At 71.1% G+C, this 15,994-nt stretch carries 14 protein-coding genes; 9 read left to right on the top strand and 5 right to left on the bottom strand.

Annotation, left to right across the window (positions count from 1 at the left end):
* Nucleotides 1–11: 11 nt before the first annotated feature.
* The 3 genes from ACE7GA_RS14585 to ACE7GA_RS14595 all read left to right on the top strand — a co-directional run bounded on the left by ACE7GA_RS14585 (nucleotide 12) and on the right by ACE7GA_RS14595 (nucleotide 2,847).
* Nucleotides 12–1,334, top strand: a complete 1,323-nt coding sequence (locus tag ACE7GA_RS14585; protein WP_376087617.1) for a hypothetical protein — start codon at nucleotides 12–14, stop codon at nucleotides 1,332–1,334.
* Nucleotides 1,289–1,786, top strand: coding sequence for a hypothetical protein (locus ACE7GA_RS14590; RefSeq protein WP_376087619.1), 498 nt, complete (start codon nucleotides 1,289–1,291; stop codon nucleotides 1,784–1,786). Before ACE7GA_RS14585 ends, ACE7GA_RS14590 begins: the two co-directional genes overlap by 46 nt.
* A gap of 98 nt (nucleotides 1,787–1,884) precedes the next feature.
* Nucleotides 1,885–2,847, top strand: a complete 963-nt coding sequence (locus tag ACE7GA_RS14595; RefSeq protein WP_376087621.1) for an NAD-dependent epimerase/dehydratase family protein — start codon at nucleotides 1,885–1,887, stop codon at nucleotides 2,845–2,847.
* On the opposite strand, the gene ACE7GA_RS14600 is transcribed toward ACE7GA_RS14595, so the two are convergent.
* Complete coding sequence (locus tag ACE7GA_RS14600; protein WP_376087623.1) at nucleotides 2,837–3,010, bottom strand: hypothetical protein; 174 nt, start codon at nucleotides 3,008–3,010, stop codon at nucleotides 2,837–2,839. The two genes, ACE7GA_RS14595 and ACE7GA_RS14600, sit on opposite strands and share 11 nt — an antisense overlap.
* A 204-nt stretch (nucleotides 3,011–3,214) precedes the next feature.
* Here ACE7GA_RS14600 and asnB point away from each other — a divergent pair, with 204 nt between their 5' ends.
* The 5 genes from asnB to ACE7GA_RS14625 all read left to right on the top strand — a co-directional run bounded on the left by asnB (nucleotide 3,215) and on the right by ACE7GA_RS14625 (nucleotide 9,354).
* Nucleotides 3,215–5,143 (top strand): asparagine synthase (glutamine-hydrolyzing), encoded by a 1,929-nt coding sequence (gene asnB / locus ACE7GA_RS14605; protein WP_376087625.1) that lies wholly within the window; start codon nucleotides 3,215–3,217, stop codon nucleotides 5,141–5,143.
* A gap of 8 nt (nucleotides 5,144–5,151) precedes the next feature.
* Entirely contained in the window at nucleotides 5,152–6,105 is a 954-nt protein-coding gene (locus ACE7GA_RS14610) for a polysaccharide pyruvyl transferase family protein (protein WP_376087627.1), read from the top strand.
* On the top strand, nucleotides 6,102–7,613 hold the full coding sequence (locus ACE7GA_RS14615; RefSeq protein WP_376087629.1) for an oligosaccharide flippase family protein: 1,512 nt from the start codon (nucleotides 6,102–6,104) through the stop codon (nucleotides 7,611–7,613). The genes ACE7GA_RS14610 and ACE7GA_RS14615 overlap by 4 nt, the downstream gene beginning before the upstream one ends.
* A gap of 8 nt (nucleotides 7,614–7,621) precedes the next feature.
* Nucleotides 7,622–8,593, top strand: a complete 972-nt coding sequence (locus tag ACE7GA_RS14620) for a hypothetical protein (RefSeq protein ID WP_376087631.1) — start codon at nucleotides 7,622–7,624, stop codon at nucleotides 8,591–8,593.
* A gap of 95 nt (nucleotides 8,594–8,688) precedes the next feature.
* Nucleotides 8,689–9,354, top strand: coding sequence for a PEP-CTERM sorting domain-containing protein (locus tag ACE7GA_RS14625; RefSeq protein WP_376087633.1), 666 nt, complete (start codon nucleotides 8,689–8,691; stop codon nucleotides 9,352–9,354).
* Between the two features lie 174 nt (nucleotides 9,355–9,528).
* On the opposite strand, the gene ACE7GA_RS14630 is transcribed toward ACE7GA_RS14625, so the two are convergent.
* The 4 genes from ACE7GA_RS14630 to ACE7GA_RS14645 all read right to left on the bottom strand — a co-directional run bounded on the left by ACE7GA_RS14630 (nucleotide 9,529) and on the right by ACE7GA_RS14645 (nucleotide 14,853).
* A complete protein-coding gene (locus ACE7GA_RS14630; RefSeq protein ID WP_376087635.1) occupies nucleotides 9,529–10,671 on the bottom strand; it encodes a glycosyltransferase family 4 protein in 1,143 nt (380 codons plus the stop codon).
* Nucleotides 10,668–11,744 carry a GNAT family N-acetyltransferase gene (locus tag ACE7GA_RS14635; protein ID WP_376087637.1) on the bottom strand — a complete coding sequence of 359 codons (1,077 nt, stop codon included), beginning with the start codon at nucleotides 11,742–11,744 and terminating at the stop codon, nucleotides 10,668–10,670. Before ACE7GA_RS14635 ends, ACE7GA_RS14630 begins: the two co-directional genes overlap by 4 nt.
* Before the next feature lie 106 nt (nucleotides 11,745–11,850).
* A complete protein-coding gene (locus tag ACE7GA_RS14640; protein WP_376087639.1) occupies nucleotides 11,851–12,546 on the bottom strand; it encodes a YdcF family protein in 696 nt (231 codons plus the stop codon).
* 39 nt (nucleotides 12,547–12,585) lie between these two features.
* On the bottom strand, nucleotides 12,586–14,853 hold the full coding sequence (locus ACE7GA_RS14645; RefSeq protein ID WP_376087641.1) for a glycosyltransferase: 2,268 nt from the start codon (nucleotides 14,851–14,853) through the stop codon (nucleotides 12,586–12,588).
* Nucleotides 14,854–14,887: 34 nt separating this feature from the next.
* On the opposite strand from ACE7GA_RS14645, the gene ACE7GA_RS14650 reads away from it, so the two are divergent.
* Nucleotides 14,888–15,928: a GNAT family N-acetyltransferase gene (locus tag ACE7GA_RS14650; RefSeq protein ID WP_376087643.1), complete on the top strand. Its 1,041-nt coding sequence runs from the start codon at nucleotides 14,888–14,890 to the stop codon at nucleotides 15,926–15,928.
* The last annotated feature ends 66 nt before the right edge of the window (nucleotides 15,929–15,994 follow it).

The following is a 15,994-nucleotide window of genomic DNA, read 5'->3' on the forward strand; positions in this document are numbered from 1 at the left end:
GGCTGGGCGTCGTGCTGGCCCAGGCGGGCGAGGGCGAACGTCCGCTGGACGTCGCGGCGCTGGCGAGCGGGCGGGAGGCGTTCGTGGAGATCGCCCCGCCGGGCGGGGCACCCTGGCGGGGCGACCTGCTGCGCAGCGCGGCGTCGGCAGCGGGACGGCCGTGGCAATCCGGGCCGCTCGTGGTGAACCGGCGCGTGTCGCTGCCGGTGCCGCCCGAGGCGGTGGGCGGCGTCGCCTCCTTCCGGCTGGTGGCCGACGTGTCGCTGCGGGCGGACGGCACGCTCTGGGTGGATGCGTGGTTCCGGAACGACGGGGCGATGCGGCCTGGTGGCGGCACCGCCTCCTACAGGGCGCGCGTGATGCTGGACGGGCGGGAGGCGCTTCGTGAGGACCTGGCGGCGCACCACCAGTATCGGGGTTGGGGGCGGTTGCTCGGGGCCGCGCGCGGTGGGCGCGTCGCGGGCGCGGCCCCGAACATCCGGCACGACCTCTCCTACCTCGCGGAATCCGGCGCGACGGCCCGTTACGATGCGACGACGGGCGTGGCCGAGGAGGTGCTGGCGCGGATGGGAAGCGCCATCGCCGGCGCGGCCTGGAATGCGCCGCTCGGCACGCGGTACGTCACCCCCTACATGCCGACGGGCGGCGGGCGGTTCGACATCGGACCGACGACCGGATGGCAGGCGGCCTGGCTGATCAGCGGCGATCCGCGCGCGGCTGCGTTCTGCATCGGGCAGGCGGAGGCCTGCGGCACCATTCCGTGGCACTTCTGGGACGCGACGGGCGGTGCGGAAGGATCGGGCGGCTGGCTCGACGCGGTGCGCTGGCCGAACCTCTGGACGGACGGGCGCGGCGGGCGGCCGCCGCGCGGCCTGGCGCAGCAGATCCCGTCCGACACGGGCTGGACGCTCGACACGGCGCACCAGCCGACGCTGGCCTTCGTGCCCTACCTGCTGACAGGACGTCGCGCCTTTGCGGACGAGGTGATGGCCGTCGGCGCCTGGAACGTCGTGGGGCAGTGGCCCGCCGTCCGTGCCCGGCCGGAGGGGCCGCGGGGGAGGAGGGCTTCCTCGTCGTCCATCGGCAGCAGGCGCGCGGTGCGGCCTGGTCGCTGCGCGCGCTGGACGAGGCTGCCTATGTCGCGCCGGACGGCGATCCTAACGCGCCCTACCTGCGCGACGTGCTCGCGCGGAACTACGCCTGGCTGCGCGCGCGCATACCCGAATGGACGGAGTTGCAGGGAGAGGCGCATGGCTGGCTCGTACCCTACGAGCTGGGCTCGCGCAGCGTGTCGCTCGCGCCGTGGCAGCAGGACTACGTCGCGCTGTCGGTGATCGCGGCGGCCCGGCACGGGCAGGCGGATGCGCGGGCCTTCCTGGCCTGGATGACAAACTTCCTCGTCGGCCGGTTTGAGGTGGAGGCGCGCGGCTTCCTGCGGCGTGACGGCGTCGCCTATCAGATCGCGGCGGGACGCGGCGGGCAGGCGATCGATCCGAACAGGACGTGGCGCGAGATCGGGGCGGCGATGCGCGCCGCCGGTACGTCGAACGACGACGGCTGGACGAAGAGCCGCGGCGACTACGGCGCGCTCGCGCTCGCGAGTCTGTCAGGCATCGCGGACGCGCTAAATCACGATGGCGCGCGTCGGGCCCATGCGTGGTTGCGCGACGCCGATCCGCCCTTCACGAGTAGGGTGGCCCGGCAGCGGGACCCCACTCTGAACATCGTGCCGCGGAGAGCGGATGGCGCAGGCTGCGCCATCCGCTCTGCCGCCCGTCGCGGCTAGATCGCCACGGCGCACAAAAAAGACTGTGCGATGAGGCAACTATTGGCGTGCTGGATCGTCTTTCAGGTCCGCGCATCGCGTGCTTCCCGGAGGTTCCCTTGGCCCGAGTCCTCGTTACCGGCGGATGCGGCTTCATCGGCTCGCATCTGTGCCAGGCCCTCGTCTCGCGCGGCGACCGCGTGCGCGTGCTGGACGACCTCTCGACCGGGCTCGAGGAGAACCTGATGCCCGGCGCGGAGCTGATCGTCGCCGACGTCGGTGACCCCGACGCGCTGGCGCGCGCGATGGAGGGAATGGAGGTCTGCTTTCACCTCGCGGCCGTCGCGTCGGTCGAGCGCGGCGTGCGGGATCCGCGGGGCACGCATCGCGTGAACCTGTCCGCGACGGTCGGCGTGTTCGACGAGGCGCGGGAGCGCGGCGTGACCGTGGTCTACGCGTCATCCGCCGCGGTCTACGGCGATCTCGACGTGCTGCCGATCGTCGAGGATGCGCCGACGCGTCCGCTCTCGGCCTATGGCGCGGACAAGCTGGGGTGCGAGCAGCACGCGCGCGTCGCGGGCGTTGCGCATGGCGTGCGGACGGCGGGCTTCCGCTTCTTCAACGTCTTCGGGCCGCGGCAGGACCCGCGGTCCCCCTATTCCGGCGTGATCTCGATCTTCTGCGAGCGGCTGTCGCATGGCCAACCCGTGACGATCTTCGGCGATGGCGGGCAGACGCGAGACTTCGTGGCGGTTGGTGACGTCGTGGCCGCCCTGCTCGCGGGGGAGCGGGTGGCGAGCCGCGGCGCGCCGGTCTTCAACGTCTGCACGGGGCGCTCGACATCCGTCCTCGAACTGGCTGGGACGATCGCGGAGGTCTGCGGCGTGCGGGCGGATATCCGGTTCGAGGTGGCGCGATCCGGCGAGATCCGTCGTTCCCTTGGATCGAGGGCACGCGGACGCGATGTGCTCGGACTGGCGGAACCAAGGGCGTTGCGCGCGGGACTGGAGGACGTGATCGCCTGGATGCGGGCCGGACGCCCCGGGCTCCGAGTTCGCGAGGAAGTCGGCGTCAGCCGATGATGGCCTCGGCGCCGTACCAGATGCCGACCCAGAGCAGGGCGGAGAGGCCGAGGATGATCGGCAGGGCGACGCCCCAACGTAGGCGTCCCCTCGGACCGGTGGTCTCGCCCGCCACGGCCATGGCGACCGTCGGGATGACTTCGCCTTGCGCGATGTTCGTCATCGGACCCTGCCCCCCGTCATCGTCGTGGCGGCCGGAACCGCTGGCGTCACCACACCACACCAATGCGTGAGTAGTTCCCCAAAGTCAATGTTTTACGTGCCGAACTACTCCCGATGCCGTGAACGCCGAACGTATTCGGATGTCGAAACGAGTATCGCTTGGTGCTGCATGTCCGCAGATGCCGGCGGGTCAGGAGACTAGGCCATGTGCGGCATCGTCGGGCTGTTCCATCCTACCGTTGCCCTCGTTCCCGATGAGGGGCGGCTGCGCGCCATGACTGGCGCGATCGCGCATCGCGGGCCGGACGGGGACGGCTTCCACGCGGAACCGCATCTCGGCTTCGGGCACCGGCGGCTGTCCATCGTCGACCTGGCCGGCGGCGCGCAGCCCATGACGACGGAGGACCGGACGGTCGTCCTGACGTTCAACGGCGAGATCTACAACCACGCGGCGCTGCGGCGGGAGCTGGAGGCTGCGGGCCACCGCTACCGGACGCGTTCCGACACCGAGACGATCCTGCACGGCTGGCGCGAATGGGGCCTTGGCCTACTGGACCGGCTGAAGGGGATGTTCGCCTTCGCACTGTGGGACCGGGATCGGGGCGAATTGCTGCTTGCGCGAGACCGTCTCGGCGAGAAGCCTTTGCACTACGCGCGGTTGCCGGACGGCACCATCGCCTTCGGCTCGGAGCCGGCGGCATTGCTGGCGCTGCCGGACATGCCGCGTCGGCTCAATGCGGAAGCAGTCGGCGACTTTCTCGCGCTGGGCTACGTGCCCGATCCCGCGACCATCTGGGCGGGGATGCGGCGCCTGCCTGCGGCGCATTTCCTGTTCCTGCGGCGCGGGGAAGCGGAACTGCCCGAACCGCGCCGCTACTGGCAGCCGCCGCGGACCGTCGTGGCCGCGCCGGACGACGCGCCGGCGGAACTGGCGCGGCGTCTGAAAGCGGCGGTGCGCGCGCAGATGATGTCGGACGTGCCGCTCGGCGCCTTCCTGTCGGGCGGCGTGGATTCGGCGTCCGTCGTCGCCTTCGCGGCCGGCGCAGCGCGGGAGGGGAAGGGCGGCCCGCTCGCCACCTTCACGATCGGCTTCCCCGGTGACGGCGACGAGCGGCCGATGGCCGCTGCCGTGGCGGAGCGGCACGGCACGCTGCACCGGGCGGAGAGCGGGGAAGCCGACTACCTCACTGCCGCGCGCGATGTGGCGCGACTGTTCGGCGAGCCCTTCGGCGACCATTCGGCGGTACCGACACTCGCTGTCTGCAGGCTCGCGCGGCAGCACGCGACGGTCGCGCTCTCAGGCGACGGGGGTGACGAGGTCTTCGCGGGATATCGCCGCTACCGCTGGCACGTGCTGGTGGAGGGCGCGCGGTCCTACCTGCCGCCCGGCGTGCGGCGCCGCGTGATCGGCAACCTGGCGCGGGCCTATCCGAAGATGGACCGGGCGCCGCGCTGGCTGCGGGCCAAGAGTACGCTGACGGAGCTCTCGCTCGAGAGTGCTGCGGGTTATTACGGCACCGTTGCGAAGATCGGGGACGAGCGCCGGCGTGCGCTGCTGTCGCGGGACTGGCGGGCGGCGCTGGACGGGCATGATCCCGGCGCGCGGATCGCAGCGTTGATGGGCGAATGCGATCCGGACGAGCCGCTGCTGGCGGCGCAATACGCGGACCTGCACACCTACTTGCCTGGCGACATCCTGGTGAAGACGGACCGGACGAGCATGGCCGTCTCTCTGGAGCTGCGGCCGCCGATGCTGGACCACGACCTCGTCGCCTGGGGCATGGCCTTGCCGGCGCAGGTGAAGTTGCGGGGCGGCGTCGGCAAGCGGGTCCTGCGGGAGGCGATGGCGCCGCACCTGCCGAGCCACTTGCTGTGGGGCAAGAAGCGTGGGTTCGCGGCCTCGATCGGCGGGCAGTTCCGGACGCGAGCCGAGGAGGTGCGGTTGCGCCTGACCGGCGAGGCGATGCTTGATTCCGGAGTCTTCGACCGCGACGCGCTCGCGCGGATGGTGGACGAGCACGCGTCCGGCCACTTCGACCACGCGCAGGCGCTATGGCAGTTGCTCGTGCTGGAGGGCTTCCTGAGCCAGCACGCCGACGCGGCGCACGCGTCCCGCAGCCTCCAGCCGGCCTGAGGCGCGCCGTGCCGGATGGGGTGAACCAGATCGAGCGTCGTGGGGCCCTGATGGAGGACCTGCGCGCCTACCTGTCCGGCTTCGTCGGGCGGCGCGTCCACTATGTACCGAACCCGGGCAATGCCGGGGATTCCGTCATGTCGGCCGCGACTTTCCAGGCGCTGGAGGCGCTCGGAATTCCCTACACAGTCCCGCATCTCGGCCGGTTCGATCCGAAGGGGAAGGTCATCCTCTACGGCGGCGGCGGAAACCTCTACGAGCGCGGACGGTACTCGCACCGCGTGCTGCACGCACTGCACCGGGAGGCGGAGCACCTGACGATCCTGCCGCACACGGTGAAGGACGTGGACGACCTGCTCGACGCTTTCGGCGGGAACGTCACGGTCATTTGCCGGGAGCAGCCATCCTACGACTACGTCGCGGGGCGCGGCGGACGGTACCGCACGCTGCTGATGCACGACCTCGCCTTCTCACTCGACGTACCCGCGCTGATGCGGGACGGGGCAGGGTACAACCCCTGGGTCACGCTGGCCCGCGCGGCCGCCGACAAGGTGCTGCGCCGGACCGGGTATCCCGCGCCGGAGGACCTGATGCGAGCGATGCGGCCGCCGGCGCTGCCTCCGGGCCTCGCGGAGCGGCGGAGCGGAACGATCAACGTCTTCCGCCTGGACGGGGAGGCGACGGGGATCGCGATCCCGCCGGACAACGCGGATCTGTCGCGCATCTTCATGTACGGGGTCAGCCCGAAGCCGGTGGCCTACCATTCCGCGCGGTCGCTGATGGCAATGCTCGACCGCTTCGACGAGGTGCGGACGAACCGGCTGCACGTCGGCATCTCCGCCGCGCTGCTGGGCAAGCGGGTGCTACTGCACGCGAACAACTACTACAAGATCCGTGCGATCTACGAGTATTCGCTGCGCGACCGGTATCCCAACGTCATCTGGATGGGGGAGGGAGCGTGAGCGGCACGCCGGGCGCGGGAGGAAGCGCGCCTTCGCTCGCCGGCGCGGTGTTCCGCGGGGCGATGGTGATGTTCGCGCTGCGCTTCGCGGTGCGGGCCGTCGGGCTCGTTTCCATCATGTTCACGGCGCGGTTGCTGACGCCTGCCGACTTCGGCGTCATCGGGACGGCCGCGATCGTCATCGGGCTCTTTGACATCCTGCGCCGCACCGGCGCGGGGGAAGGGCTGATCCGGCTGAAGGAGATCGATCGCGAGCACGTCGAGACGGCCTGGACGATCAACCTGACAGTCTGCGCGGTGGTGTCGGCCGGGCTGTTCGTCTCCGCGCCGCTCGCGGCGCAGCTCCTGAACGAGCCGCGACTGGAGGAGGTCCTCCGCGTCATGTGCTTCCTGCCGGTGATCGACGCCTTCGTCTCGCCCGGCGGGTCACTGTTCATGCGGAACATGGAGTTCCGGCGGGAGTTCATCCTTCGCTTCTCGCAGAAGGTCGTGGCCACGACGCTCACGGTCATCGGCGCCTTCGTGACACGGGACTACTGGGGCCTGGTCGGCGGCATGCTGGCGGGATCGATGGTCTTCACGGTCGTATCCTACTTCCTCTATCCCTTCCGGCCGCGTCTGCATGTGCGCCGGCTGCACGACTTCCTCGGCTTCTCGGCCTGGAGCTTCCTCCAGGGCCTCGCTTCCTACGTCGCGCTGACGATCGACGAGATCATCGTGCGGCGCGTCGCGCCGACGGAGGTCTTCGGCCTCTATCACACGAGCCGCGACCTCTCCCGCGTCTTCGTCAGCGAGTTCGTGGCGCCCGCGGCGGCGGCACTGCTGCCCGGCTTGGCGCGGTTGCAGGCGGAGCCGCGGCGCTTCGCCCGCGCTGCGCGCGCGGCGGCCGGGGCGGGCGCGATCGCGGCCGTCGCCTGTGGGGCTGGCGTCGCATTGACGGCGCACGAGGTCACGGGGCTTCTCCTCGGCCCGGGCTGGGACGGGGCGGCGCCTTTCCTCGCGCTCGCCGCGGTCGGTGGGGCAGCACAGACGATGGCGGGGCTGCATCGCGGCATCCTCGCGGCGGGGAACCGGGCCGACCTGTCCGCCATCCTCTGGGTGGTCCGGGCCGTCGTGCTGCTGGTCACGCTTCCGCTGGCGGGCTGGCTCGGCGGGCCGACCGCTGTCGCGTTGGCGTTCGCGGCGATCTCCATCCTGCTGACGCTCGCGGATTACGCGATCATCTTCGACCGGCTCGGCGACCGCGGCGCGGTCGTCGCGATCTTCGCGCGGCCGGTGCTCGCGGGCCTCGGGATGGCCGCGCTGCTCTGGGCGCTGCCGCTGCCGACGGGGCTGCCGTTGGCCGCCGTCGCGGCGGCGAAGGTCGGCCTCGGCGCGGCGGCCTATTCGGGCGTGCTCCTCGGGCTCTGGCTCCTGCGCGGGCGGCCGGACGGCGCGGAGAGCGCGCTGCTGCACCGGATGCCCCGCTTCATCGGTCGCGCGCTGCTGCCGCGCGCCGCCACCACATAGGGAATTCGATGCTCTACCGCCTGAGGCGCACGCTCCATCGCGTGGTCTTCGATGCGGCCGTGCGGGGAGTCCTCTCGACTCCGCCGGTGCGGCTACGGGCTGCACCGCTTCGCGTCGTGACAATGCTGTCGTCACAGGACCTGCGGATGTATCTCGTCGCAATCAAGTCCTTCTACCGGTTCCTGCCCGGGGGCGGGGTGACGGTGATGGATGACGGTTCCCTCACGCCCGCGGATCACGCGGCGCTGCGGCACCACGTGCCGGGGATCGAGATCATGCCGCTGCTCTCGGTTAACACCGGCATCTGCCCGCGGGGGAACTGCTGGGAAAGGCTGCTGCACATCCTCGATCTCAGCCGCGACGGCTACGTGATACAGATGGACAGCGACGTCCTGACGGTCGCGCCGGTGCCGGAGGTCGTGGCGGCGATCGAGTCCAATACCGCCTTCACGCTCGGCTCGGAGGCGGGCACGGCTGTCGTGAGCCTGGACGAAGCGGGGGCCCGCGCCGCGACGATGCATGAAGGGCTGACACAGGTCCGTGCCGAGCGACTGCTGCCGGGCCTGCCGGCGGACATGGGCCGTCGCTACATCCGGGGATCGGCCGGCTTCGCCGGCTTCGCGCGGGGCGGGTCATCCCGGGCGGCGGCGGAAGCCTTCTCCGGCGCGATGGCGGAGCGAATGGGCCAGCGCTGGACGGAATGGGGGACCGAGCAGGTCGCCTCCAACTACCTCGTCGCCAATTCGCGGGGTGGCTTGGTCCTGCCCTGGCCGGCCTACTGCTGCTTCTATCCCGGCGTCGACCATGACAGCGCGGCGCTGCTGCACTTCATCGGAACCTGGCGATATCGGTCCGGCGTCTTCGTGCGCGGCGCGCGGCGGGTCGTGCGGGCCCTCTCGGTGCCGGCTTTGGTCCACCCGGAAGCGGGGGGGAACGTCGCGTCGGCTGAGTTTACACGCGGCATGGCCGGAACGAACTAAGATATTGAAAAGAAGCATGAAAATGGCTGGCATGCACCTTGCTGATCAGGGTGGAAGAGCGGCCTGACCCGGTCGCTCGGCACCAGGAGATCACCATGCGCAGCCTCAAGACCCTGCTTCTCGGGACCGCGCTCGCGGCGGGCACCAGCCTGTCGGCGATGGCCGTTCCGCTGACCGGCTCCTTCGACTTCATCGGCCAGTTCCGCGCCGCGGACAGCACCGGCGCGAACGTTCCGTTCGGCTCGGCCACCGCGGTCGACTTCTGCGGCAACACGGGCGGCCAGGGCTGTGACGGCTCGGGCGGGACCTTCCCGGGCACCGGTGCGTTCCTCGTCACCCAGTCCTCGCCGGGCCCCAACAACCTCGGCGTCTCGACGGGCAATGTCGGCACGATCCAGGACGTGATCTTCGATCCGTTCACCGGCCCGGTCACCGACTTCTTCACCGTCGCCGGCCTGTCCTTCGACCTGGCGAACCTGACCTTCAACAAGTTCGACCTGCCGTCGGGCGGTCAGACGATCTCCTTCATCGCGCTCTCCGGCTCGGGCACGCTGAAGCGGGACGGCTTCGACGACACGTCGGCCACGTTCTCCTTCACGGGCCAGACGGACGGGCAGAACACGGTCGGCACCTTCTCCTTCTCCGGCGCCTCGGCGGCGGTCCCGGGTGCGGTGCCCGAGCCGGCGTCGCTCGCGCTGTTCGGCGCGGGCCTGCTTGGCCTGGGCCTGGCGCGTCGTCGCAAGGCGAAGATCGACGCCTGATCGCTTCCGCCTTCCGGCGGGGATCAGAGGAGGGGGCCTTCGGGCCCCCTCCGTCGTTTCGGGCCGATGCGCGGCGGCCGCGTCGCCTTCGGCGAGTTGGTCGGCCGCGGCGAGACAGTTCTTCCGGCGCACTTCGAGAGCTGGCGATGCAGGCGACGGTCACCCAGGTTGGCGTCAGGCGCTCCGGCGCGCGAGTTCTTCCTCGAAGATGGCGGTGACGCGCCGCGCGTTGCCTTCCCAGGTCAGGTCGCGGCAGATCACCTCCGCGCGCGCCGCCGCGCCGAGCGTCGCGCGAAGCGGCGCGTCCGTCACGAGGCGCGAGATCGCATCCCACATCGCCCCGGGGGCGGCAGGGTCGAAGAGCAGGGCGGTGCGGCCATGCTCCAGGATCTCCCGGATGTTCGGCTGGTCCGGTGCCACGATCGCCCGGGCTGCGGCCATGTACTCGAAGGCCTTCAAGGGGGAGGCGTAGGCCACGACGGCCGGTTGCAGCGCGACGTCGAAGCCCGCGACGACGCCGGGGATGGCGTCGCGGCCGACAAGGCCCGTGAAGCGGACCCGGTCGGCGACGCCGAGTTCGGCCGCAAGCCGCTCCAGGCCCGGACGCGCTGGGCCTTCGCCCGCGACGACGAGCGAGAGGCGCGGAAGGGGCGGCGCAGTCGCTATGGCGCGGACGACGCGGTCCAGCCCGTGCCAATCCCGCACGAAGCCGACGAAGCCGAGCACGACCTCGTCGCCCGGCGGGCCCGTATCCGTATCGGGGAAGTCCTCGAGATGGATGCCGTTCGGGATGACCGTGATCCGGTCCCGCTGCACGCCAGCGGCGGAGACGTGGCCCGCGAGCACATCCGTGACGGGCAGGACGCGATCGGCGGTCCGCCAGACATGGGCTTCCGTCGCGCGCGCTAGGCGCTGCAGGCGCAAGCCACCAAAACGCAAGCGTTCCTCGGCGAGCGGGGCGTTGACCTCGACGAGGAAGGGCAGCCGCAGGCGGCGTGCGAGCACTGCGCCGGAGACGTAGAACAGGTTGTAGCGTTCGTAGATCACGTCGGGGCGGAACTCCGCCGCGGCGCGCGCGAGACGGCGGTAGGAGGGGAGTGAATAGGCCATCTCCGCGAGTTCCGCCGCGGCGCCCGGGAGGCGGGAACGGACGAGGGAGACGAGGCGGTTCTCCCCGCCGAGTTCCGCGGCCTCGAAGGAGGGTGGACCGACGACGCGGACCTCATGCCCCATCCCGCGCAAGGCGGCGACGAGGGCTTCGAGGTGGACGGCCTGGCCATCGCGCGAAGCGATCCGGTGGGAATAGAGGATCCTCACGTGCCCGCTTCCTCCCGCCCCGCGATGATGCCGCGCAGCGCGCGCCGCCCGCGTCCGGCCAGGTGGCGGAGGATGGCGGCGACGCCCGCGGGGTGCGCGGGGTGCGCGAGCGTGACGCCGATGCGCTGGCGGCGATGCGCGACCCACATGCGCTTGTATGCGTCGTCGCCGCGCCCGAAATCCAGTTCGCGCACCCCGTCCTCCTTCAGCAGGTGCCGAACCATCAACGCCGTCAGGACCGTGCCCGGCGACGCGGCGCGCGCGGCCTCGACATGCGACAGCTTCAGGACGGTCGCGCGCCGCCGGCCGCGGTCGAGTACCCAGATCTGCGCGGCGAGCGGCAAGCCGTCCGCGCCGCGCAGCACGCCGAGCCGCAGCAGGCCGAGCGGTGCGAGGCGGAGGGCAAGGGCAGGGTCGAAATCGGGCGCGGGTTCTTCGGGCTTCCAGCTCGCGGCGCGTACGGTGACGTAGTCCGCGATCGCCTGATCGAGCGCGGGCCCTGGTGCTTCGGCGATGACGTGGCGTGCCTCGCGCAGCGCCCGTGCCATCTTTCGCGCGACCGTATGCCGCAGGGCGGAAGGACGGGAAGCGAGGTAGGATTCCCACGTCGCGTCGTGGGGCAGCGTCTCGTGCCAGTTACCGAAATGGTCGTGCGCCAGCACCGCCGTCCCGCCCGCGCGCACGCCGGACAGGAGGTCCGGGAGGCCGGGCGAATGCGGGTCCAGCGCATCCAGCACGACCGGCGGGCCGCGGCGCGCGAGCCGGCGGCCCGCGTCGCGAAGCGCCGTCGCGTCTGCGTCGTGGGCGGGGAGGGGTCGCCAGAGGAGCGTGTAGGGTGTCGTCATGCCACGCAGCCTGCCGCTGTCGCGCCACATCGGCAGCAGCGCGGCGCCGAGGTGCAGAAGCACGGGCTTGGCTCCGGGTGGCACCGCGTGGGACAGGGTCGTCTCGTACCACCCGCGGCTGGCTTGCAGGTCGTCTTCCTCCCGTGCGAGCCAGGCATCGCACCAGGAGGGCAGATGACCGCCCGAAAGGTCGTGGAATTCACTGTCCCGAAGCGCGGTGTGGGGCACGGTACCTCGGCGGCTTCCGTCTGATCCGACGGGTCCCGCGTCGCAGACCGTGGCCGGGCCGTCCACGTCACCGCCGGTCAACTCCGCGGGGCCGGGACGGCGGGGATCAGATTCCATCGCGGATCGCATAGACGGCGCGCCCCACCCATTCCCGGACGACGTACCAGGTGGTGCCGAGGTGGTCGGCGCGGGGAATCCATTGGGCGGAGCGTGCGTCAGGCGGGGCGGCCAGGGGGACCGGCGCGGGATGCACGGGGAACCCGGCGCGTGCGAAGGCCTCGCGCGACCGCGCGAGGTGCCAGGCATGGGTTACGGCGTAGGCGTTGCTGATGCCGTCGGCCCGCAGCATGGCAACGGAGAGGATCGCGTTCTCCCGCGTGTCGGCGGATTGCGGCTCGATCCAGCGGACGGGCACGCCGAACTCCTCCGTCAGGGTCGTCGCCATGAGCTGCGCCAGCGGCACGTCGCCGGGCGAGAGGGGGCCGCCGCTGACAAGCAGCGGCAGGCCGGTGCGTCGGTGCAGCGCTGCGCCGGCGCGGAGGCGTTCCAGCGTCAGCGCGCCGACCGCGGTGCCGTCCCGCGTGCGCGCGACGTCGCCGCCGAGCACGATGATCGCGGCGGGTGCCCCGGGCGGGAAGGGGCGCGCGACGCCTGCATCCTCCAGCGGAGCCCGCAACAGCCCTCCGGCCAGCGGGGTCGCGAGGAACAGAAGGAGGAGGAGCGACGCGATCGCGACGCCGCGCCCGCGCCCGCCCGCCGCCAGCGCGAGGAGGGCGAGCAGTGCCAGCGAGAGCGGCGGCAACAGGACCGCCGTGAGAATGCCCTGGAGCGACACGGGCCGTCAGGCGGCGGCCGCGCCCCGGGCGGCGCGCCGCACCTCGCGCCAGGACGCGCAGCGGCCGCCGACCTCTTCGTGGAAGAAGGCGAAATACGCGTCGAGCCAGCGCAGCAGCGCATCGCGTTCCGCGACGGTGCGGACATAAGGCGTGTTGCCCGGCTCCAGCGACGGCGAGTGGTAGGTGAGGACGAAGACCCGCTGCCCCTCGCGCAGCAGTTGACGCGTCAGGCGCTTGGCCTCGTCCAGCGTCATGCCCTCCGGGGAAAGGCGGATGCGTTCGAGGAGCGCCAGCCGCGCGGCGATCGCAGGCAGGCCGATGCCGGAGGCAGGACGCCCGAACAGGCGCGGCGCGACCGCCGCCACCCGCGTGCCCGCGAGCGCACCGACGAGGCCCGCTGAGACGGGAATCTCGAGGAGGGTCCTCTCCCGGTCGATCCAGTGCGGGCGCGCGCAGCGCGCGACGTTGTGCCGCAGCGCCTCGCTGCCTTCGGGCGGCCAGTAGGGGACGACGCTGCTGTCCGCTTCGTAGCCCAGGTGCTTCAGGATGTCGGCCGTGCGCAGCCCCGCGCCGAAGCGGCCGGAGCGGTAGATGCGCGGGCGCTCGCCGAAGGCTTCTTCCAGCGCGTCCGTCAGGCGGCGCGCCTTCTCCAGTTCCAGCGTCGTCGGCAGGTTGCCCGCGTAGGAGTTGTGGTCGTTCACCGTCTCCAGGTAGGGCGGCGTGACCCAGGGATGCATCTGCGCGCCGATTTCCGCGTGGCCGCCGGCGACCAACTCGCGCAGCGGCGCACGTCCCGCGTCCTGTGTCGCGACGGGATAGTCGGTCAGGTAGACGGGTACGGCGCCGTAGCGTTCGTAGATGCGGTGTGCGAGGTGCTGGCTGCGCATCGATGAGACGTCGGTCGTTTGGCGCGAGAAAGGCTGCGACCAGTCGAAGGCTTCCTCGGCGTCGACCATGGTGATGAGGAGAGGGGGACCGTCGGGCGGGGCGACCGGCGCGTGGAAGCGACCGTCATGGACGGACGCATCGCAGCCCAGCCGGGTTTCGCGGCCCGGGCCGGGCTCGGGTGCAGGCACGTCGGCTCCGTAGACACGGAGGTAGCGCGCGGCGATGCGTCGCATCGCGAACTCGCGGTCCGCAAGCGCACGGCCCGCGGCGCCCATCCGCGCGTGCAGCGCTGGGTCGGCCGCGAGACGGTCCACGCCATCCACCAGCCCGTCCTCGTCGTCGAACAGGAACCCCGTTTCCCCCTGCAGCACGAAGCTGTCGTTGACCCCCCGCAGCCTGCGCACGACCACGGGACGGCCATGCGCCATGCCCTCCGGCACCACCGTTCCGAAGCCTTCGAGCTTCGAGGCGAAGACGAGGATGTCGGCCGCGGCGAAGAAGGGGTGCGGGTCGCGCTGCTCCCCCACCATCAGCACGGCCGTCTCCAGGCGTTCCTCCGCGATCGTGCGGCGGATCGCGGCGACGTGGTCCTCCTCCAGCGGCGGGCCGACGAGGATGAGGCGCATGGCAGGGTGCCGCCGACGCAGCCGCGGCAGGGCCCGGACCAGGAAGAGCGGGTCCTTCCGCTCGCAGAGCCCGCCGACGAAGAGCAGGACCGGGTCGTCGGTGCCGATACCGAGGCGGGCGCGAACCTCCTCGCGCTGGCCCGGCGGGGTCGGGGGGACCGTCACGCCGCAGGGGATGAGGTGACAGCGGGCCGGATCGGCTCCTGCCTCGCGCGTTTCCGCATCGAGCTTGGGGGAGATCGAGACGAAGGCGTCGAACAGCGCGAAGCCGCGCGCCGCGATGCGTCGCAGGGCGGGCCGGTAGCGCTGCGTCAGCACCTGCAGGCTGTCGTCCAGCGTCGCCGAGAGGACCAGCCGGCGACGCGCGAAGTGCGAAAGGAGATACGTCAAAAAATACCAGTCCGCATGTGTTCGCACGTGAATCGTATCGAAGCGCCAGAGGTTGCGCACGAACCACGCGACGAGACGAACGTGACGGATGAGTGTGCCGGGGTCGTCAGGCGCCAGATATGAGACGCGAACGAGGGAGGAGCAGGCCGCACCTTCCGCCAGGTCAGCTGGTCGTGGCGTATGGGTCACGAGCAACTCGTGCGTCACCGTCGGGGCGAGTTCCTGCATGACGGCAGAGGATCGCTCGAGGAAGACGCCCTCCCCCGAGAAGGCGGGCCGGTAGTACTTCAGCACGTGCAGGACGCGACGCGGACGGGACGGCTCGCCGACGGCGACGTCGGTTCCACCCTGCAACAAACTCCCGTCCATTCCGCTAAGCTCCCGTCGGCGGGGGACATAACTCTTGGCGGTCGAAACGGATATCAGCGCGGTGGCGTCCTTCGTGCAGTTGGGGCGGGAATGGCAGGAACTTGAACGGCGGGCCGAGCCGTCCTTCTTCCAGACCTGGACCTGGGTGGGTTGCCTGGCCGAGGAGCGCTTCCCCGATCCCGTCCTGATCCGGGCCTCGGATGGCGGGGTGACGGTCGGGCTCGCCCTCCTCAACCGGCGGCGCGGCCGTCTGTGGCTCGGTGAGAGCGGCGATCCCGCACTCGACGCGCCCTTCGTCGAGCACAACGGTCCGCTGGTTGTGCGTGGCCGGGCGGATGTGGAAGCCGCGTTGCTGAGCGCGGCTTGGCGCGTCCGCGGCGCGGCGCGGCTGGTGCTCAGCGGCGTCCGGTCGGATCTGCTGCGCGCCACGGGCGGCGTGGCATGGCGTCATCAGGTGCGCGCCGCCCCCTTCGTAGACCTTGCGGGCCTACGAAGCCGGGGTGGCGACTGGCTGGAGACCCGTTCGGCGAACACGCGTGCGCAGATCCGCCGCTCCCGCCGGTTCTACGAGGGCCGGTACGGGCCGGTCAGCCTGACGCGGCCGGCGACGGAGGGGGAAGCGCTGCGGTTCCTGCGGGCGCTGATCGAACTGCACGGCGTGACCTGGCGCCGGCGGGGGCGGGAGGGAGCCTTCGCGACGGGCTTTCTGCGTCGCTTCCACGAAAATCTCGTCATCCGCGCCGGTTGCGCCGGCCAGCTCGACCTGCAGCGGCATGCGGCGGGCGATCAGGTCATCGGCTACCTCTACAACTTTCGACAAGGGCGACGGCTGCTGTCGTACCAGAGTGGCTTCCTGCGTGACTGGGAGGACGGCCCGGCAAAGCCCGGCCTCACATGCCATGAGGCGGCCATTCGTGATGGGATCGTTTCTGGATTGGAGGTGTATGATTTCTTGGCCGGCGATCAGCGATACAAGAAGTCGCTTGCTGCAGGGCTGGATTACCTGCATTGGTTCGAAATCGTTCCGAGAAGATCTATCTCGGCATTTATGCGCATGTTCATGAGAATCGATTAAAACCTCTCAAGACGGGACATTCGGTTAGGAAAAGCGACGTCTCGCTCCGTCGAAAGTTCTTGCCAC

The sequence above is a fragment of the Roseomonas sp. CCTCC AB2023176 genome, assembly GCF_042259275.1.
In the GTDB taxonomy this organism is placed as follows: Bacteria; Pseudomonadota; Alphaproteobacteria; order Acetobacterales; family Acetobacteraceae; genus Roseomonas.